17 protein-coding genes and 1 riboswitch are annotated in these 19,786 nt (G+C 34.7%); of the genes, 8 read left to right on the top strand and 9 right to left on the bottom strand.

The annotated features are described in order from the left end of the window. Positions 1-2 precede the first annotated feature (2 nt). Positions 3-1,355: an alpha-amylase family glycosyl hydrolase gene (locus tag LC076_RS18385; protein ID WP_226670551.1), complete on the top strand. Its 1,353-nt coding sequence runs from the start codon at positions 3-5 to the stop codon at positions 1,353-1,355. A gap of 417 nt (positions 1,356-1,772) precedes the next feature. Here LC076_RS18385 and LC076_RS18390 read toward each other — a convergent pair whose 3' ends face one another. From LC076_RS18390 to LC076_RS18405, 4 genes are all read right to left on the bottom strand, one after another. After that, complete coding sequence (locus tag LC076_RS18390) at positions 1,773-2,642, bottom strand: SDR family oxidoreductase (RefSeq protein WP_226670552.1); 870 nt, start codon at positions 2,640-2,642, stop codon at positions 1,773-1,775. A 277-nt stretch (positions 2,643-2,919) separates the two neighbouring features. Beyond that, positions 2,920-6,345, bottom strand: a complete 3,426-nt coding sequence (gene metH, locus LC076_RS18395) for a methionine synthase (protein ID WP_226670553.1) — start codon at positions 6,343-6,345, stop codon at positions 2,920-2,922. Beyond that, a complete protein-coding gene (locus LC076_RS18400; RefSeq protein WP_413466008.1) occupies positions 6,338-8,140 on the bottom strand; it encodes a bifunctional homocysteine S-methyltransferase/methylenetetrahydrofolate reductase in 1,803 nt (600 codons plus the stop codon). The genes metH and LC076_RS18400 overlap by 8 nt, the downstream gene beginning before the upstream one ends. Positions 8,141-8,293: 153 nt before the next feature. After that, a riboswitch (SAM riboswitch) is annotated at positions 8,294-8,498 on the bottom strand. 207 nt (positions 8,499-8,705) lie between these two features. After that, positions 8,706-9,197 (bottom strand): YajQ family cyclic di-GMP-binding protein, encoded by a 492-nt coding sequence (locus LC076_RS18405; protein WP_204953946.1) that lies wholly within the window; start codon positions 9,195-9,197, stop codon positions 8,706-8,708. Positions 9,198-9,560: 363 nt separating this feature from the next. Between LC076_RS18405 and LC076_RS18410 the strand changes: the two genes are divergently transcribed. From LC076_RS18410 to LC076_RS18420, 3 genes are all read left to right on the top strand, one after another. Continuing rightward, positions 9,561-10,418: a S1 RNA-binding domain-containing protein gene (locus LC076_RS18410; protein ID WP_226670633.1), complete on the top strand. Its 858-nt coding sequence runs from the start codon at positions 9,561-9,563 to the stop codon at positions 10,416-10,418. A 170-nt stretch (positions 10,419-10,588) separates the two neighbouring features. Continuing rightward, positions 10,589-11,545 carry a BMP family lipoprotein gene (locus LC076_RS18415; RefSeq protein WP_226670555.1) on the top strand — a complete coding sequence of 319 codons (957 nt, stop codon included), beginning with the start codon at positions 10,589-10,591 and terminating at the stop codon, positions 11,543-11,545. A gap of 20 nt (positions 11,546-11,565) precedes the next feature. Beyond that, positions 11,566-13,218 (top strand): methyl-accepting chemotaxis protein, encoded by a 1,653-nt coding sequence (locus tag LC076_RS18420; RefSeq protein ID WP_226670556.1) that lies wholly within the window; start codon positions 11,566-11,568, stop codon positions 13,216-13,218. Between the two features lie 99 nt (positions 13,219-13,317). On the opposite strand, the gene LC076_RS18425 is transcribed toward LC076_RS18420, so the two are convergent. Both LC076_RS18425 and LC076_RS18430 read right to left on the bottom strand, forming a co-directional pair. Then, positions 13,318-13,449, bottom strand: coding sequence for a DUF3941 domain-containing protein (locus LC076_RS18425; RefSeq protein WP_226670557.1), 132 nt, complete (start codon positions 13,447-13,449; stop codon positions 13,318-13,320). Between the two features lie 436 nt (positions 13,450-13,885). Continuing rightward, positions 13,886-14,743, bottom strand: coding sequence for a DegV family protein (locus tag LC076_RS18430; RefSeq protein WP_226670558.1), 858 nt, complete (start codon positions 14,741-14,743; stop codon positions 13,886-13,888). 158 nt (positions 14,744-14,901) lie between these two features. Here LC076_RS18430 and LC076_RS18435 point away from each other — a divergent pair, with 158 nt between their 5' ends. Continuing rightward, positions 14,902-15,741 carry a YitT family protein gene (locus LC076_RS18435; RefSeq protein ID WP_226670634.1) on the top strand — a complete coding sequence of 280 codons (840 nt, stop codon included), beginning with the start codon at positions 14,902-14,904 and terminating at the stop codon, positions 15,739-15,741. Between the two features lie 52 nt (positions 15,742-15,793). On the opposite strand, the gene LC076_RS18440 is transcribed toward LC076_RS18435, so the two are convergent. The 3 genes from LC076_RS18440 to LC076_RS18450 form a co-directional block, all read right to left on the bottom strand. After that, positions 15,794-15,988, bottom strand: coding sequence for a DUF3813 family protein (locus tag LC076_RS18440; protein ID WP_204953941.1), 195 nt, complete (start codon positions 15,986-15,988; stop codon positions 15,794-15,796). Beyond that, the gene (locus LC076_RS18445; RefSeq protein ID WP_226670559.1) at positions 15,989-16,135 is read right to left on the bottom strand and encodes a hypothetical protein; all 147 of its coding nucleotides are present in this window, start codon (positions 16,133-16,135) and stop codon (positions 15,989-15,991) included. A gap of 113 nt (positions 16,136-16,248) precedes the next feature. After that, positions 16,249-17,061, bottom strand: coding sequence for a Cof-type HAD-IIB family hydrolase (locus LC076_RS18450; RefSeq protein WP_226670560.1), 813 nt, complete (start codon positions 17,059-17,061; stop codon positions 16,249-16,251). A gap of 518 nt (positions 17,062-17,579) precedes the next feature. Between LC076_RS18450 and yjfP the strand changes: the two genes are divergently transcribed. The 3 genes from yjfP (at position 17,580) to LC076_RS18465 (ending at position 19,764) form a co-directional block, all read left to right on the top strand. Further along, a complete protein-coding gene (gene yjfP / locus LC076_RS18455; protein WP_226670561.1) occupies positions 17,580-18,347 on the top strand; it encodes an esterase in 768 nt (255 codons plus the stop codon). A gap of 132 nt (positions 18,348-18,479) precedes the next feature. Continuing rightward, the gene (locus tag LC076_RS18460) at positions 18,480-18,788 is read left to right on the top strand and encodes a metal-sulfur cluster assembly factor (RefSeq protein WP_226670562.1); all 309 of its coding nucleotides are present in this window, start codon (positions 18,480-18,482) and stop codon (positions 18,786-18,788) included. A gap of 706 nt (positions 18,789-19,494) precedes the next feature. After that, complete coding sequence (locus LC076_RS18465) at positions 19,495-19,764, top strand: spore coat protein (protein WP_226670563.1); 270 nt, start codon at positions 19,495-19,497, stop codon at positions 19,762-19,764. The last annotated feature ends 22 nt before the right edge of the window (positions 19,765-19,786 follow it).

Genomic DNA, 19,786 nt, shown 5'->3' on the forward strand with positions numbered 1-19,786 from the left:
TCATGTATAAGCTAGTATTAACATTATTCATTTCAATTCTACTTTTCTCGTCTATACCAGTAAGTGCAGAGGAAAGTGAAGAAGAAACATGGCAAAATGAAATCGTATATTTTATAGAAGTAGATCGCTTTAATAATGGAGATCCACAAAATGATGGTGCTGAATTTAATCCTGATGATCCTTTAGCATATCATGGTGGAGATTTTGAAGGAATTGTTAGGAAGCTTGAATATATTAAAGAAATGGGTTTTTCAACAATTATCTTATCCTCAATTTTTGAACAAGAAGATAATAATATCGCTGGAAAAATCAACGAACACTTTGGTACAGTTGAGGAACTTCAGAATCTTGTTTACGAATCACATAAGTTAAACATTGATGTTCTTTTATCGCTTGATATAAATACTGGAAAAACTTATAGTATGGAAGATCGTGCTCAGCTAATTGAACAAGGAAGAAAATGGGTAAATGAACTGGACATTAATGGCTATTACATTAATTATCCTGATGTCATTTCAGAGGATTTTTGGGAAGATTTCAATCAACAACTATCAGATAAATATTTAATAGGTGTGATGCAACAATATGATGAATCAAAGGTAGTCAGCTATATGGATTCTGGATTTGACTCTATTTTAAATACACCTTTTCAAGAAACAGCTTCAATGGTATTTGATAATGTTGACAATAACCTATCAACCATATCTAAGGTGATAGAAGAAACTCCAAATCAATTAACAAACTATCTTGATAATAATCATACTGTTCGTTTTACTAGAAATTCAATTGAAAATAATCAACATCCTGGAAACAGATTTAAAATTGCATTTTCATACATGTATACTTTACCTGGAACTCCGTTTGTCTATTATGGATCAGAAATTGCGTTAGATGGTGGAGAACCTCCATTAAATCGACCATTAATTAACTTCCAATCTGATGAAGAGTTAATAGATTATATGGGAAAGCTAGCGAAAATTAGAACCAATTTCCCTTCTCTAACAATGGGGGATTATCAGCTGTTATATGAAAAAGATGGAATGGTCATTTATAAACGCAGTTATCAAGAGGAAAGTGTTATTATAGCGATAAATAATTCTTCTAAGTCACAAAATGTGAGTATTCCGGCAAGTGAAATTGCTGAAGATAAGAAACTTCAAGGGTTATTAACTGGAGATGCATTTCAAGAAGAAAATAATCAATATGAGTTTATATTAGATCGTGAACTAGCAGAAGTATATGAAATTAAAGAAAAAACAGGCTTAAATATCCCGTTTATTAGTGTATTTATTATTGTCCCTTCATTATTTATCGGCTTTTTACTTTTAGCGAAAAGACGTGGAAAGAAAAAGTAATATAGCAATGGGGTAAATTGTGTTAGTATCAAAATGAAGAGATTGGGACATAAGTATTTAAGCTAAAAATAAACCCGAATTATTAGGTGATTTGTCAATTAAACATTCACCTAATAATTCGGGTTTTTATTTGTCGTCTTCAATAGGTTTTTGATTTAGAATACTATTTTGAAGAACTTAGTGGAATGGAGCGGAAGACACTCGACTCCTACGGGAATTGAGGAAAGGCTGAGACCCCGCAGGCTTGCCGAGGAGGCTTAGCTTCCTCCCCGTGGAAAGCGAGTGTCTGCAGCGCAATGGAACGAACTTTTTTCTTTCAGGATAACTGAATTTAGATTTATTCGTCTTTTTGTATGAGTTCTTTAATATGTCCTAGCCTCTTTGTTTTCGTGTATATCCACTATACCAAAATGCAACTTAACTATTTACAATTTTCCCGCCATTCACATGAATCATTTGTCCTGACATGTATGATGAATCATCACTAGCTAAAAAAACATAAGCTGGAGCCAGCTCTTCAGGTTGTCCAGGTCGTTTCATTGGCGTATTTGCGCCAAACGTAGCTACTTGATCAGCTGGGAAAGTAGAAGGAATAAGTGGTGTCCATATTGGTCCAGGTGCCACTCCATTTACACGAATTCCTTTTCCAGCAAGTGAAAGAGCTAATGATCTTGTGAAAGTTGTAATTGCACCTTTTGTAGCTGAGTAGTCTAAAAGCTGCTCATTACCAGCATATGCTGTCACAGATGATGTATTAACAATAGCGCTACCTTGCTTTAGATGTGGTAAAGCAGCTTTTGTTAAATAAAAGAATGAAAAGATATTTGTTCTAAACGTTCTTTCTAATTGCTCACTTGTTATATCTTCAATACCCTTTTGTGGATGCTGTTCAGCAGCATTATTGACTAAAATATCAAGAGAACCAAAGGTATCCATCGTTTGAGATACAATGTTTTGACAAACAGATTCATCACCGATATCACCAGAAATTAATAAACACTGCTGACCTTGTTTTTCAACATGTTTCTTCGTTTCTTCAGCATCTTTATGTTCATCCAAATAAGAAATGACTACATTGGCTCCTTCTTTTGCATAGAATACTGCAACTGCTCGTCCAATTCCACTATCTCCACCCGTAATGATCGCAACTTTATTCTTAAGCTTACCACTACCTGTATATGACGAATCATCAAAAGTAGGTTGGGGATTCATTAAATCTTCATGACCAGGTTGTACATCTTGATGTTGAGCTGGCATTGTTTGTTGTTGGTTTTGCTCTTTACTCAATTTGTTTTCCTCCTCAAATTTTTTATCACTGTAAAGTATTATGTGAAAAAACGTCTGAAAGTATGTTTATAAGATTGGTATTGATATTCCCACTATTGTTTAAACTTAAACAGTTATTGTAGAAGAGGAGGAAAAATAAGGTGAAGTAGTTGTTAACATTGATAAAGGGTTAGATATATCTTAGAAGTTCTACTTATGGTACCTAAGGAAAGATGCATCTAAAGCAATAAAAATAGCCCTGAAAAGATATTCAGGGCTGCTTTTTATTGCTTGGAACTTACATCACATTGAAATATTTTGCATCTGGATGGGCAACAACAATTGCCGTTACAGATGCTTCAGGAGACATCATAAATCCTTCAGTTAATTCAATGCCAATATCTTCAGGTCTTAACAAATTAAATAATTTTTCTTGATCTTCTAGGTCTGGACAAGCTGGGTAACCGAATGAATACCTTTGTCCTTGATATTTTGCAGAAAAACGTTGATCCATTGTGAAATCTGGAGCATCAGGAAAGCCCCAACGATCACGGATAAGCTGATGTGTACGCTCTGCTAAACCTTCAGCAAGCTCTAAAGCTAAAGCTTGAACAGCATGACTCTTTAAATAGTCGCCTTGCTCTTTAAATCCTTGTGCAAGCTCACGAATTTCACTTCCAGCAGTAACAGCAAACATCGCAACATAATCAAAGCCATCAGATTGTTTCGGACGAACATAATCTGAAATACAACGATAAGGTAATTTATCTTGTCTTGGAAAATCAAATGTTTGTAAAATAACATCCGTATTGTTTGGATCTAAGATATGAAGTTTATTTTCTTCACTATAAGATGGGAAAAATTGATACGTAGCAGCAGGCTTGAACCATTTATTTCTTGCTCCATCTTTTAAAAGCTCTTGAATAAGCTCGTATAGTTCCATTGTTTTTGGATCTTTCTTTTTGATAAGCTCTTTAATTTTTCCTTTTAATCCAAGATGATGACCAATTAACATTTGCATATTCACATATGGAATAATCTGCGTCAACTCTATGTTTCTTAGGATGTGGCGCTTTGTATCATTTGGTTGGAAAATTGGTGCTTCTGTTAATTGACCTCGTTTTTCTAATAAATCAGTAACTGCCTTTGATTGTGGTGCTTTTGTTTTTGTTTCTTCTGTAACAGCCGCTTCATCATGAATAGCAAATGACTCAGGAGATGTACGTAACTGATTTGCTAGAGATAAGCCATCCATTGCGTCTTTTGCATACACAACTGGTCCTTTATATTGTGGAGCGATTTTCATTCTTGTAAATTTACGAGAAAGAGCTGCTCCACCAACTAAAATTGGAAGGTCACAATTTGCATCCTGTAAATCTTTCGCTGTTATAACCATCTGCTGTGCCGATTTAACTAATAAGCCAGAAAGCCCAATAAGGTCAGGGTTTTCGTCTCTAACAGCTTGAATCAATGTCTGAGGTGTAACTTTTATCCCTAGATCAACCACTTTAAAGCCATTATTACTTAAAATAATGTCTACAAGGTTTTTCCCAATATCATGTACATCACCTTTTACAGTAGCTAACAGAATTTTCCCTTTACCACTATCATCTTTCTTTTCCATAAATTGCTCAAGGTATGAAACAGATGCTTTCATCACTTCAGCACTTTGGAGAACTTCTGCTACAATCAGCTGATTATCGTTAAATAACACACCAACCTCGGCCATTCCAGTCATAAGTGGTCCGTTGATAATATCTAATGGTGCTTCGAATTTTTTTAGAGCTAATTCTAGATCAGGAAGAAGACCTTCTTTTGTTCCTTCTACAATGTATTGAGCAAGTCTTTCTTCAAGCGGAAGATTTTTAACAGGCTTTTTATCCTCTTTTTTCTTGCCACGATAAAAGTTTGTAAATGTGGCAAGAGATTCATCTGTTGTTTTAAATAACAGTGTCTCTGCCATTTCAATTTCTTCTTTTGGAATTGAAGCAAAGCGTTCTAATTTTTCAGTGTTAACAATCGCATAATCAAGACCCGCTTGTGTACAGTGATAAAGGTAAACAGCGTTTAATACTTCTCGGCCAACAGGGGGGAGACCAAAAGAAACATTACTAACACCTAATATTGTTAAACATTCTGGTAAGTGTTCTTTTATTAATTGAATTCCTCGAACTGTTTCATTTGCTGATCCAATATATTGCTCATCACCTGTACCAACAGGGAATACAAGTGGATCAAAAATAAGGTCGCTAGCTTTTAATCCATGTTTTTTAACAAGAAGATCATGTGAGCGAATGGCTACTTCAAGCTTCTTTTCTGCTGTTAATGCCATACCAATTTCATCAATCGTTCCAACAACTAATGATCCACCATATTTCTTAACAAGTGGGACAATTGCATCAAAACGTTCTTCACCATCTTCAAGATTGATCGAATTGATGATGGCCTTTCCTTGCGAATATTTTAATGCTCTCTCAATAACAAGCTCATCAGTTGAATCAATAACAAGAGGAGCTTTTACTTTTTTTACAACCTCAGGGATAAATGCTTCCATATCCTCTAGTTCATCTCGATCAGGATCTGCTAAACATATATCGATAACATGCGCACCGTTTTTTACTTGTGCTCTAGCAATTTCTGAGGCTTCTTCAAATTTACCTTCAGCAATTAATCTCTTAAATTTACGTGAACCGATAACATTCGTACGCTCACCAACAAACAATGGGCGCATTCCTTCTTCGTAAAGAAGGGCATCAATTCCAGAAACTGTATGACCACTTGATACTTCCTCCATTTTTCGAGGTGATATCGTAGCAACAGCTTCAGTTAATGCTTTTATATGCTCTGGCGTTGTACCACAGCAACCGCCAATTAAATTAAGCCAACCTTGTTCAGCGAAGGCAACTAATTTTTTTGCCAGTGAGTCAGGTGATTCATGATAGTTTCCTTCTTCATCAGGTAAACCAGCATTAGGGTAGCAACTTACCGCTGTATTTGCTAAACCTGATAATGTACGAATATGGTCAGTCATAAATTCTGGACCTGTTGCACAGTTTAGACCAACAGAAAGAGGTTTCATATGTTCTAGTGATACATAAAATGCTTCAATATCCTGACCAGCCAAAGTTGTTCCCATTGGCTCAATTGTACCTGAAACCATAAGAGGTAATTCTTTACCTGTTGTTTCAAATGCTTTTTGAATACCTAGAAATCCAGCTTTTACATTCAACATATCTTGACTTGTTTCAAGAAGTAATAAATCTGCTCCACCAATAATGAGACCTCTAGCTTGTTCTTCATAGTTGTCGATCAAAATATCAAATGTTGTTCCACCAGTAACAGAAAGTGTCTTCGTTGTAGGACCCATTGCACCGGCAACAAATCTTGGTTTCTCTGCTGTTGAATATTTTTCAGCTGCTCTTTTAGCAATTTGTGCAGATTCAATATTTAACTCTAATGCCATAGGTCCGAGATCATATTCATCTAAAACAATACTAGTAGCGCCAAATGTATTAGTAGATATAATGTCAGAGCCTGCTTCTAAGTATGCTTCATGAATAGACTCGATCACATTAGGAGCTGTTCGTGTTAAGTATTCATTGCAGCCTTCATAATCCTCACCATCAAAATCTTCTGCTGTAAGGTCTGCAGCTTGAATCATTGTCCCCATTGCTCCATCGAGTACAAGGATTCTTTTTTCTAGTTCTTTTTTGATGCTACACATGTGTAATCTTCCTCTCAGCTCGCTGTTTTTCCTTTTCATGGATGTAATTTGTTAATTCCACTGTAAGGTCATATTGTAAAAATGGTGTAATTAAATAAATACCGTTAAATAAATCAAATGCTGTGTCAATTAAGTCTTTGGCAATAGCTAAGCCTTCTAGTCGAGCTTGCTCTTTATCTGTTCCAGCTGCAGCCATTGTTTTGCGAATCGAATCAGATAATTTGATTCCAGGTATTTCATTATGAATAAATTCAGCGTTACGGCTAGATGTTAATGGCATAATACCGATATAAATTGGTGCTTTTAAATTTCTTGTTTCTTCATATACATCAATAATTTGTTGATTCGAATAAAGCGGCTGTGAAATAAAATAATCTGCACCATGAGCAATTTTCTTCTCAAGTCTTACCACAGCTTTATCTAAGTGTCGCACATTAGGATTAAAGGCAGCAGCAACAGAGAAATTCGTTTTATCACCTAATGGTTTACCAGAATAAGAGACACCTTCATTAAATTGTTTGATTAAACTAATTAAGTCAAACGATGAAACGTCATACACAGAAGTTGCCCCAGGAAAATCTCCAATTTTCGATGGATCTCCTGTAATCGCTAATACATCTGACATCCCTAGTGAATGTAAGCCCATTAAGTGGGATTGTAAGCCGATCAAGTTACGATCACGACAGGTAATATGAATTAATGTACGTGCACCTGTTTTTTCTTTTGCTAAAATACCAGCTGCAAGGTTACTAATTCGTGGTGATGCAAGAGAGTTATCTGCAAGAGTTAATGCATCAATTCCTGCATCATGAAGTGCTTGTGCACCGTCAAGGAATTTGGTCATTCCTAATTTTTTAGGAGGATCTAATTCAACGATAACGGAGCGCTTTTGCAAAACTATATCTTGTAATGGTGGCAAATCCTCAGAGTGATCGGAAGAAACAGTGACGATATTATTCTTTGGAATGCGCACATGTTTATCTGTAATAGGAGCTAAGTCGGCAACTGCTTCTGCCATTGCTTTTATATGGTTAGGTGTTGTACCACAACAGCCTCCAATTAATCTCACACCTTGCTCTCTAAATTTAAGTGCGCTTTCCTTAAAGTAGCTTTCATCAGATTCATAAACAAGGCGACCCTCATTCATTGCAGGTAAACTACTGTTTGGAAATACGGATAAGTAAGTTTCTTTTGGAATTGGCACTTCTTCTAGTGATTGAATCATATGATAAGGACCTAATCGACAATTTAAGCCAACCACATTTGCCCCCAATTCTTCTAATGTTAAAAAACCATCTCTTAATGAAGTACCATCCTGCAATACACCAGCTTCATGCAGTGAAACATTTGCAATGATCGGTTTATTTGTTTCTTTACGAGCAATCTGAAGTACTGCTTTCATTTCTTCTAAATCATAATAAGTTTCTAGTAAAATACCATCTACATCTTCATTCAACAAAATGAAAAGCTGTTCTCTGAAATTACGTTTAATTTCATCGTTTGAGTGGGCACTTTTTTTGAAAGAGCGAACTCCACCAATTGTTCCGAAAACGTAAGCGGAGTTAGCTGCTGCTTTTTTCGCTATAGAAACAGCTTGTTTATTAATCTGTCTAATCTCATCTTCTAGCCCATAGCGAGAGAGTTTAATATCATTTGCACCGTACGTATTTGTTTGAATAAGATTTGCTCCTGCTTGAATATACGCTTCATGAACATGTTGAACGTCATTAGGTTTTGAGAGGTTCAATTCTTCAAAACATCGATCAACACCATGAGAATAAAGCATTGTTCCCATAGCTCCATCACCAATTAAAATCTTATTCTTTAAATCTTCCAAAAATTTGTTTGCCACAGAAATATCCTCCGTTCTTCTAAGTGAATAGGATAAAGCTTTATTATAAAATAAAAAAAGCCTTCTTAAGAAGAAGACTGAATGATCATAAGCTTCCCCTTATCTTTCAAGCATTTTACATGCTTATCTGGAATTAGCACCTTGGCACTCAGGAGAGAAATCGTAGGTATTATTTGATTATGTTGAGAAGATAACTAAGAGTTATTTACTCAATTTAATCAAGCTAATCTAGGATTTTCACTCGTTTGAACCGGTTGCTGAAGCTTCAATGGGCCAGTCCCTCAGCTTCTCTTGATAAGATATGAAATTACATATTTACTTTAATGCAATAAAAAGTATTACAACTAATTTATCTAATATTTAGAAAAATATCAATAGCAAAATGACAATTTGTATAATGTAAGCGTTTTTTTGTTGGTGAGTAGATAATAAATGGTGAAAAAATGTAAAAATGGGGTCAGACCCCTGTTAAGGAGTCTGACCCCAAAAATTCAATTTAGATCACTTATTAGCGGTAATTGATGAATTGAACATCAATTGGTAGATCTGCTTCTCTTATTGCTGAGATCACAGATTGGAGGTCGTCTCTACTTTTTCCTGTTACACGGATTTGATCATCTTGAATTTGTGTTTTAACTTTCAGACCTTTATCTTTAATGATGCTGTTGATTTTTTTAGCATTGTCTTTATCAATACCTGAAACCAATTCAGCTTTTTGGCGAACAGTACCACCAGATGCATTTTCTAATTTCTTATAAGAAATGTTTTTTATCGGAACATCTCGTTTTATAAGCTTTGAAATTAAAACATCTTTAAGTTGCTCTAACTTATATTCATCATCAGATACTAAAACAAGCTCTTCTTTTTCTAATGAAATCGTACTTTTACTACCTTTAAAGTCATATCGAGTAGCAATTTCTTTCATTGCAATATTAATTGCGTTTGTTACCTCAGGGAATTCAATTTTTGATACAATGTCAAATGAATTATCTTTAGCCATAATTATCCTCCATAACGTATATAATATAGGTTGATTATAGTAAAATAAAACAAGCATCACAACTATTACGTAAAACAACAAGTAAGCTCCTTGTACTTTAGGACGATATAAGGAAGACTATTTAAAGCTAAGTGTTGAAATTACCACTTTGTAGATAGAATGAATATAAGAGGCTCATGCCTTGAAAAGTGGAGTAAAGAAAGACACCTATAGCACTGATTTTTTGAGTGCACTCCCGGACTTTTTAGATTCTTCATGTGGAATGTGAGCAGCAAGTAAGGCTTTTTTATAGTAGGAAAAAGTACAAAAACAATCTTAAACCTTATGGTTGAAGTTTATAGACGAAAGGATATGAAAAATCGAATGATACCAGGTACATTTGAAACATTAACGATAGACGAGAAAGTGGATTATGGCTATTTTTTAACAGATGGACATGAACGTGTGCTGTTACACAATAATGAAGTGACAGAGGAAATCAAAGTAGGAGAAGAAATTGAGGTGTTTTTTGGCGTAGATTCTCAAGACCGTTTATACGCTACGATGAAAAAACCGTTGATTACTGAAGATACATATGGATGGGTAGAAGTTGTTGATGTAGTTGAAGATATGGGTGCATTTGTATACTTTGGCTTAAGTAAAGATGGCTTAGTCGCTCAAGATCATCTTCCGTTTTTAAGAGAGGTTTGGCCAAATGTAGGAGACAGGCTTTACTGTACGTTAAAGGTTTCACATAATGGTAAGTTTTTTGTTCGTCCAGCGACAGAGGAGATTGTTGAACCACTTTTTAAAGATGCAGACAGATCACTATTTAATAAAGAAATAACTGGAACCGTTTATCGAATGATTATTGCAGGTTCATTTATTATAACGGAAGAAGGATATAAGGGCTTTATTCATTCTTCACAAAGACAAGTAGAGCCGCGTTTAGGTGAAAAAGTGACAGGAAGAGTCATTGATGTGAAAGAAGATGGAACAATTAATGTTTCTTTGCTTCCAAGAAAGCATGAGGCGTTAAGTGGGGATGCGGAGAGAATTTATGCATATATGCAAGAACGTGGGGGGGCAATGCCTTTCACAGATAAAAGTGATCCAGATGATATTAAAGAACGTTTTGATCTTAGTAAGGCAGCATTTAAGCGAGCACTCGGTCATTTAATGAAAAATGACCGAGTGTATCAAGAAGAAGGTTGGACTTACTTTAAAGATACAAAAAAATAATGAACAGAATGTAACGGTTTTCACTATTGAAAGATAAGTGAAAGTCGTTTTTTTGTTTTTAACATGATTACGGATAATAAAAGAAATATGATTAAATACGTAAAAAAATGCTGAATATTGTCGATAAAAAGGAGGTGTTTAAAAATGATAGTAAAAAGAGAGGTAGAAAAATGACGACCAAGAATGTAGCAGCAATGCTAATGACAATCATAATTATAATACTTTCTGGGTGTTCTCAAGCAGAAACAACCGGTACTGTTGATAACAAAGTAAAGATAGGGATCATGCTTTCAGATGTAGGGTTAGGAGACCAATCTTTCAGTGATTCAGCATTTTATGGACTTGAAAGAGCGAGAGATGAGTTAGGAATATTATTTGATTATAGAGAGTTAAAGAAATCTAAGACATATGAAAAAGGGTTGACAGAATTAGTTCATGAAAATAATGATATTGTTGTTGGCTTAGGTTTTATGGTTCAAGAAGATCTAGAAAAAGTAGCAAAGAAATTTCCTGAGCAACAATTTATTTTAATTGATGCAGTTTCTGATCTTAAAAATGTAACTTCAATCACCTTCAAAGAAGATCAAGGGAGCTTTTTAGCAGGTGTAGTTGCTGCACTCTCAACAAAAACAGGAAAACTTGGTTTTATAGGTGGAGATGATGTTCCACTAATTAATAAATTTGAAAAAGGCTTCGTCGAAGGGGCTCAAGCAGTGAATCCAGATATCAACGTTGCCGTTCAATATGCAGGTGATTTTGGCAATGATCAACTAGGAGCAAATCTTGCACGTGAAATGATTACTAATGATGTTGATGTCTTATATGCAGCAGCAGGATTTACTGGTGTAGGGATGTTAAAAGAAGCTCAAGCAAAGAAAGTAATGGCAATTGGTGTAGATAGTGATCAATACTTCTATGCCGAAAAAGCTGTTATCACATCAATGTTAAAAAATGTTGATGTCGCGATGTACCAAATGGCTAAACAGCTCGTAGACAATGGTAATGTACCAACTGGTCATGTTGAGCTTGGAATAAAGGAAAATGGAATCGATCTCGCACCTCTTAGAGTGAAGCAATTTACAGATGAAGAGAAAAAACAAATTGAAGATTGGAAGAAGAAGTTATAAACAGATGCTAGGAGGACACCATGACAATCAAAAATAAACTACTAATCAACTCAATAAGTGTATTATCATTAGCGATTCTTATGATTGCATTTATTATTTATAATATGTTATCTATACAATCTTCTAGTCAAAATCAGGTAGCAGATTTATTGAATATAAAACAACTGCAAGGTGAGTTAACTAGTACAAAACAGGGGTTAAACAACTTCTCTGTTACAACAACGGATGCTCAAAAAGAAGAAGTACTAACTAGTATTAAGGAAAGTGAAACTTTATACAGTACTTTGAAACAAAGCGTTTCTGATGAAAAAAGCTCAGGAGCTTTAAATAGTGCGATAGCTAAGTATGAACAATGGAAAATTGAGGCTACAGATGCATTAGATAATAAAAATAGTGCAGAAGCAAAACGTCAGTCAATTCGTCTATCTGGTATTATGAATGATGTTCATTTATTAAATGAATATGCTAATGAAAATTATACTGTTTTACAAAATAATTTAGAAAAGAAAATTTCTTTTATCATTGTTTCAGCACTTATAGGTAGTATTCTATTAATTGTCTTATCAATGTTTTTCGCTATAAGAATGACGAATTCAATCACACGCCCTTTAAAGAAATTATCATACAATGCTGAACAAATTGCTTCAGGAAATTTAGTTGTTGAGGATATTAATTATAAAGGAAAAGATGAGTTAGGTGAGTTAAACACATCATTTACAAGTATGGCAGATCAACTGAAAAAGTTAATTTTTTCAATAGATACAGTTAGTAAAGATGTTGAAGGTTTTGCTAAGGAATTAGAAACTGAGAATAAAGGGCTCACTGATATAACAAATCAAGTTGCCGTTTCAACGAATGAAATGGCTATCGGATCACAAACGATATCAAATGATTTACAAGATGCTGTTACCTTAATAGAAAACATGGAGATGGAGACGAAACGAAATGTGTCAAGTTCTGAGGAATCTGTTACATTTGCGACAGAAGCGGTTTCAGCCATACACTCAGGTCAGGAAGCAATTAAATCACAGCGAGATCTAATTGTTGAAAATCAAAATACAACGAAAACAATAGACAATGCAACAAAAACGTTTGCTAATTATGCAACAGAAATCGAAAACATGGCAAAAACAGTTTCAGGTATTGCTGATCAAACAAATTTATTAGCACTAAATGCGGCCATTGAAGCAGCTCGTGCAGGTGAAGCAGGCAAAGGCTTTGCGGTTGTAGCGGATGAAGTAAGAAAGCTGGCAGAAGAAGCTACACAGTCCACTAAACATATCTTTGAAATGGTTTCTAAAATTAAAGAAGGAATTACAGGTATTTCTGATTCTGTTCAAAAAGGTGTGTTAATAGCGGAAAAACAACAGTTGTCAATGGATCAAACCACAAATGCTTTTGGAGACATAGAAACAAAAGTTGATGAAATGAAAGAGCGTCTTACCTCATTATTAGAGGGTACTCAAAACTCAAAAGATTTTGGTGAAAAAGTATTAAATACAATTGAAAGTATAAGTGCAGTTGTTCAAGAATCAGCTGCTGGGAATGAAGAAATTTCAGCATCAACATCTGAACAATTAATAGCCTTTGAAAAAATCGTTGGGAAAGTAGTAACTTTACGAGAATTAACAGATGATTTAAATTCAACAGTTGGAACATTTAAAATAAAATAAGGAAAAAGGACGTTCAAATTATCGTAATGATAACTTTGAACGTCCTTTTTGTTAACTTCTTAAATACATTTTCATATGAATTTAAACAACGTATCTTTATTAAAGATGATCTGTTTTTTTTGAATATTGACGCTCGCCTCGCTGACGATTTTTCTCACGCATCATGTTTTTCTCATGGAGTTTCGCGTTATTGTCTTTTGCTTTTTTATCATTATCACTAGTATGCGGCATGAAGAAGCTCCTTTCAAAGAAGTATAAGCTTATCATTCCCACGCATTTGGCTAACTATGTGAAATAGAAAATACAGTTTAAAAAATATTAACTGAAGACGTAAGCTATTCATGGATATACTTTGTGAATAAAGATGATATTAACCAAGTGACAAACTTGGTTGACAAACAACAAAATCAATAAACAGCGGTTAGAAAGGCTCTTTTCTGGAAGATTGTTGCTAATTGACCTATTTCTCTGTTAAAAACACTGTTTTCATCGCATAAAAGGTACTATTCTAGAAGAAAAGATGCCACTAGACTTTATATAATGCTGTTTCCATCAAGTATTAAATAGCAACAAAGTTTATGAAAACAGCTTTTCTAAAGAAGTGAATTTAATGGACCTAATTATGCAGTCCAACAAAGTTTACGGAAACATCCTTTAGTTAAAAACCTTAGATTTCATCATTTAAAAAGAAAATAGCTAACGTACCAGGACCTGAATGAGCACCAATAACAGCACCAACAAAGTTTACATAAACTTCTTTAGGAGAAAACTCTTCTTGAATTAATGCTTTCATCTCATTTGCTACTTCAATATCGTCTCCATGACTAATAGCTATTGTTTGATTTTGTAAATTAACTCCACGTTCTTTCATCACTTCAATGATTCGTTTAAGTACTTTTTTACGTCCACGAATTTTTTCTAATGGAATTAACTTACCATCTTCAACATGTAATAGCGGTTTAATATTAAGTAGACCGCCTACAAAGGCAGAAGCTTTGCTTATTCGGCCACCACGAGCTAAATATTCAAGATTATCTACAGTGAAAATATGTTCAATTTTTGGACAGTAGTTTTTTACAGCGGTTTCAATTTGAGCAAAAGTTTGGTTATTATCTGCAAGGCTTACTGCATACATAACGGCAAGACCATATCCTAATGAAGCACATTTTGAATCAATGATTGCCAACTTAAAGTCAGGGAATTCTTCTAAAACTTCATTACGAATCATCATCGCTGTTTGATATGTACCTGAAAGCTCAGATGAGAACGCAACATATATACTAGGTGTACCTTTTTTTGCTAAGTCTGTAAAAACTTCTTTAAATAATAAAGGAGATACTTGAGACGTCTTGACAATGGCTCCGTTTCTCATTGCATCATATATTTTCTTAGGACTTGCCTCTTTTTGATCTGTAAGCTGTTTACCATCTAAATCAACACTTAGTGGTAGAAAGGAAAGTGAATGATTTTCAAAGTATTCTATAGGTAAATCACATGCACTGTCGGCTAATATGTGAACATTCATTTTGAACACCTCTTTTTTCTTATGTATAAAAAATGTATTAATACTTTTAGTTTACCATCCTTCAATTAAAATACAATCTTTGTATTCATTTCTTAAAAAAAGGGGAAAACCAAGTATAGGATAGAAAATAAAATAACAGGGGAGGATTTATATTGCAAATAAGCTCTGAGATAAAAAAGACAATAGTGGTGTTAGTTGGTGCTTTACTTAATGCCATTTCATTAAACTTATTTTTAATTCCTGCAAGTGTTTATGCTAGTGGTTTTACTGGTGTTTCCCAACTACTTTCTAGTGTAATTGAAGAATACACTCCTTTTTATTTTTCCACAGGTATTTTATTGTTATTATTAAATATTCCTGTCACTATATTAGGGTGGAAAAAGGTAGGGAAATCATTTACGCTCTACAGTTTTTTAAGTGTAGCAGCAACAACGTTTTTCTTAGGTATTATTCCATTACACTCCCTGTCAGAAGATATCTTACTAAATGCTGTGTTCGGTGGAGTTATTGTCGCAATTGGTGTTGGGATTACATTAAAATATGGTGCATCAACAGGTGGTCTAGATATTATTGCGATGATTTTGTCTCGAATGAAAGATAAGCCGGTTGGAACTTATTTTTTCTTGTTAAACTCAATTATAATCTTAACGGCTGGATTACTGTATGGCTGGGAAAAGGCCCTTTACACTCTCGTAACACTATATGTCTCAACAAGAGTCATTGATGCGATTCATACTAGACATGAAAAATTAACAGCGATGGTCATAACTAAGAAAGCTGATGATCTGAAAAAAGCAATTCATTCTAAGCTGGTAAGAGGAATAACAACGATACCTGCAAAGGGTGGGTTTACAAATGAACCGAAGGATATGATGATTATTGTTGTTACAAGGTATGAGCTTTATGATTTGGAGAAGGTTATAAAAGAGGTTGATCCTAATGCATTCACGAATATTGTTCAAACAACAGGAATTTATGGATTTTTTAGAAAAGATTAAACGGTGATTACAAGTGGAAGAAAGGCGAACCCAAATTGAGTTCGCCTCTTCATTAGATAGATTGTAGAGTTTGTTGGAATTCACTAAGTTGTGCTCTTTCAGCATCTGTGCAATTCGCATAAGCAGATGATAAAGCGTTTTTCGCTTTCATTACTGCTTCTTGCTTATCACCTTGTTCAATGCCATTTGCAATTGAATTAGCATATGCCACTGCTTCACGAGCTTGTTGAAATAATGGATTTGTCACTTATATCCCTCCAGGTGAGGTATCTTCGTCTTTGTTTGCTTCTTCTACTTGAGATAATGTTGAATGGTAAGGGAACCTCTCATCGTGTTTAGCAACTGTATCTTTGCCTTGCTGAACAAAACGTTTTGATTTGTTACTTTTACCCATTGAAAAAGCCCCCCTTTGAAAGTGTGACGCTAAATAGTGTCACTACTATTGTGTGCGAACAAAGGGATTATATAAATGGTAAAATCTAAGGTTTTCTCTAGAATTTGAAAAACTTAAAGTCCTAAAACATCTTTTAAATAATGAGCTATTCCATCTTCTTCATTTGAGCGTGTTTCTTTATTTGCGACTTCTTTCACTTTATCAATGGCATTGCCCATTGCTACGCCATGTCCAGCGTATTCAAGCATTTCTAAATCATTATCTTCATCACCAAAAGCAATAATTCGCTCCGGTGGAATATTATAATAAGAAGAAATTTTCTCTAGCCCTAGAGCTTTATTCGTTCCTGCCTTAATAATTTCAATAACATGCCATGGAGCAGCCCATCTTCTATGATCAACAACTTCTGCGTGAACATCAGATAAATAACTTCGAATTTTCTCTACTTGGTTTTCTGCAGCATGTATAAGTACACTTGTTACATCATTACCTAAATTTTTACGTAAATCCCCAATGGTTATGTCTGGATTTCCCATGCTAAATACATCAAGAAGCTTTTCATCATGATAATGAAAATAAACATCGTCAATAATTTCAGCCAACATATTATGTATATCATGTTCTTCTGCGACATCTACAATCTGCTTAACAACTTTTAAATCTAATGTAGTATGATATGTGCCCCATTGATCATCCTGTGGATGGTGAACATAGGCACCATTAAAGTTAACGATTGGAGTTGAAAGCTGTAATTCATCATAATAAATAGAACTTGATCGAAATGGCCTTCCAGTAGCAATGCAGACAATATGACCATCTGCTTTTGCTTTTGCGATGATTTCTTTTGAGTAAACCGAAATCGTTTTATCATCTTTTAATAGAGTTCCATCTAAATCTAAAGCAATTAAGAAAGGTTTTTTCTCCATAATATCTCCTTCGCATTCTACATTAGTTTATTAAAACTTTGGTCGATTTCTTTTATATGTATTCACTTATTGCTAGGCTCTGTTAAACTTTGTGGTTGATTTCCGTTACAGGCATTCGCTTTCCCGGGAAAAAATGCAGTTCGTTTTTTCCTAGGTCAGGAAGCCTCCTCGGCGCAAGCGCCTGTGGGGTCTCCCTTCGACACGCTTCCCCCGCAGGAGTCTCATGCCTTTCACTCCAATCAACCAAGTGCTAAAAAACAACCTTAAGCTTTAACATAGCCTATTGCTAAAAAATTCATATACAAAGGAAGCGTGTTGTAATGTTAGGCATTCGATAGTATTTCAAGGTAACATCTTATTTTAAATAACTCATCGAATTTTATATGCCGTATGAAGTATTACACGATCCCTAGCTAGAATTTTTAAAGGTATTCTCCTTTAGTGTATCTTTTTTCCAAGTTTTGTGTCCACATGTTACAATTAATTTGAGGCAAAATAGTTAGGGAGGCGCGTTATTTTTGGTTATTGTTGAAAAAATGCATATAGCAGATATTCCACTATTACATATTGTAAACCAATCTGATAAAGATCATAAAACGCCAATGGTTTTGTTTATCCACGGATTTACAAGTGCAAAGGAAAATAATTTACATTACGCTTATTATCTTGCAGAAAAAGGGATACGAGTCATTTTACCTGAAGCCCTTTATCATGGAGAAAGAAGTAAACAATACGATACTAATGAATTAGGTATGCAGTTTTGGAAAATTGTATTAAATGAAATCGAAGAACTTCATACGTTAAAGCAATATTTTGAACAAAAACAATTAATCGACTCAAATAGAATTGGGGTCGCTGGTACTTCAATGGGTGGTATTACAACCTTAGGTGCACTGACTAAATATGATTGGATTACAGCAGCAGTAAGCTTAATGGGAAGCCCTTGTTATTCAACCTTATTAAAAGGTCAGTTATCTTCTTTACAGCAAAGTGGAGTTAAGATCCCGCTGACATCAGAACAAATTGAGGAACAACTTAAGTTGTTAGAAAGATATGATTTAAGTTTGCAAAGAGAAAAGCTAAATAATCGCCCATTGTTATTTTGGCATGGTGAAAGAGATGATGTGGTTCCTTTTGCCCCTACTTATCAATTTTATAAAGAAATCGTACCAATGTATGAGAAAGAACCAAACAAGCTAAAGTTTATTGCAGATCCGCTAGCAGATCACAAGGTTTCTCGTGAAGGTGTACTCGCATTAGTAGATTGGTTTGTGAAATACTTATAAGTGTATTAAGCAAAATTCTTTTCATCTTGATTTTTCTTTACTATACTTGTGTTGAAATCATAAGAGCGGAGAAGCAATCAAGAGACAAAAAAGAATGCTTCGGTTATTTATAAAACGAAAGGAGTTTAAATGATGGATGAATTACTAAAGGAAAACATTTTTGGTGCATTAGAAACAGTTGAAGATCCAGAGCTTGGAGTAGATATTGTCAACTTAGGTCTTGTGTATGATGTAGATATGGATGAAAATGGTCAAACAGAGGTAACAATGACATTAACTTCAATGGGTTGTCCACTAGCTGGAACAATCGTTGAAAAAGTAAAAGAAGCACTTTACGATATACCAGAGGTTAAAAGCACTGAGGTGAACATTGTTTGGAGTCCTCCTTGGACAAAAGACAAAATGTCACGACTTGCTAAAATAGCTTTAGGAGTTCAATGATTAAACTATCTTTAAAATATAATCTCCAATTTATTTCAATTCAAGATACTGAAGAGTCAATTGCGGCTCTTCAGTTTTTTATTGTTTTTCTTTATCTTTTGGCATCTCATATATAGTTACTATTCCTTCAATAGAATAGTCCCTTGTTCAATATACATTTTATGAACAGCGAAACTGAAACTAATACCCGTTACTATAGTGAAGAGATACAGTTTCGCTTTTTAAAGAAGGCTGTTTTCGCATAGATTGTTGCTTTCGGAAAAATCCCAGGAGGCGGATACTCCCCCTGGATACAAGGGATTTTATTTCTGAATCGGGAGAGCAGCTCTTTTCTTCCATCCTTACAGGGCTATTTTTTGGCAATCAGGGCGATATATTTTGAAATTAATAAAAAAAGCAACAAAGTTTACGAAAAGAGCTTTAAAGAAAGATAAGTATAAGTTTTTACGTATTTTAGATGTCTAGCTCCAGCGCCTAGCCCCTCGAGGGAAAAATAACTTCCATTTTCCTTGGTCATAAGCCAATTAGGAATTGAGGGTAAAGAGCACCTTCTATTCCTAATCGTCTTATGTTTGTCTGGGCTGACCAAGTCGCTTTCGCTTTTCTTGTTTTATATAGGCGATCACACATTTATAAGGTACAAGTTTATAGACATATGACTAGTGAATAGGATGATATTGATTATATATCAAGGAGTGAAATAAAAATGAATTATAACTATTATGATAATATTTATGCTTTTCGATCAAATGAGAGAATCCGCCCAGGATTTGGTTTTGGTCGCCCGGGATTTGGTTTTGGTCGTCCAGGTTTTGGATTCTTTCCAGGTATAGGATTTGGTCGCCCAGGCTTTGGTCTAGGTGGATTTGGATTCGGATTTCCGTTTTTAACAGGATTAGCAGCAGGAGCATTATTAACTCCAAGACCACTGTATCCTTATCCTTACTATCCACCATATCCATACCCTTATTATTGAAGTTAGTAGAATAGAAGAGCTT

This window comes from Metabacillus litoralis, assembly GCF_020524045.1.
Classification (GTDB): Bacteria; Bacillota; Bacilli; order Bacillales; family Bacillaceae; genus Metabacillus; species Metabacillus litoralis_C.

What these genes read in the sequence shown, in the direction of transcription:
- LC076_RS18385 (WP_226670551.1), top strand. Translation starts at nt 3, where the DNA reads ATGTATAAGCTAGTATTAACATTATTCATTTCAATTCTACTTTTCTCG.
- metH (WP_226670553.1), bottom strand. Translation starts at nt 6,345, where the DNA reads ATGTGTAGCATCAAAAAAGAACTAGAAAAAAGAATCCTTGTACTCGAT.
- LC076_RS18400 (WP_413466008.1), bottom strand. Translation starts at nt 8,140, where the DNA reads ATGGGAACAATGCTTTATTCTCATGGTGTTGATCGATGTTTTGAAGAA.
- LC076_RS18405 (WP_204953946.1), bottom strand. Translation starts at nt 9,197, where the DNA reads ATGGCTAAAGATAATTCATTTGACATTGTATCAAAAATTGAATTCCCT.
- LC076_RS18410 (WP_226670633.1), top strand. Translation starts at nt 9,561, where the DNA reads ATGATACCAGGTACATTTGAAACATTAACGATAGACGAGAAAGTGGAT.
- LC076_RS18415 (WP_226670555.1), top strand. Translation starts at nt 10,589, where the DNA reads ATGACGACCAAGAATGTAGCAGCAATGCTAATGACAATCATAATTATA.
- LC076_RS18420 (WP_226670556.1), top strand. Translation starts at nt 11,566, where the DNA reads ATGACAATCAAAAATAAACTACTAATCAACTCAATAAGTGTATTATCA.
- LC076_RS18425 (WP_226670557.1), bottom strand. Translation starts at nt 13,449, where the DNA reads ATGCCGCATACTAGTGATAATGATAAAAAAGCAAAAGACAATAACGCG.
- LC076_RS18430 (WP_226670558.1), bottom strand. Translation starts at nt 14,743, where the DNA reads ATGAATGTTCACATATTAGCCGACAGTGCATGTGATTTACCTATAGAA.
- LC076_RS18445 (WP_226670559.1), bottom strand. Translation starts at nt 16,135, where the DNA reads ATGGGTAAAAGTAACAAATCAAAACGTTTTGTTCAGCAAGGCAAAGAT.
- LC076_RS18450 (WP_226670560.1), bottom strand. Translation starts at nt 17,061, where the DNA reads ATGGAGAAAAAACCTTTCTTAATTGCTTTAGATTTAGATGGAACTCTA.
- LC076_RS18460 (WP_226670562.1), top strand. Translation starts at nt 18,480, where the DNA reads ATGGATGAATTACTAAAGGAAAACATTTTTGGTGCATTAGAAACAGTT.
- LC076_RS18465 (WP_226670563.1), top strand. Translation starts at nt 19,495, where the DNA reads ATGAATTATAACTATTATGATAATATTTATGCTTTTCGATCAAATGAG.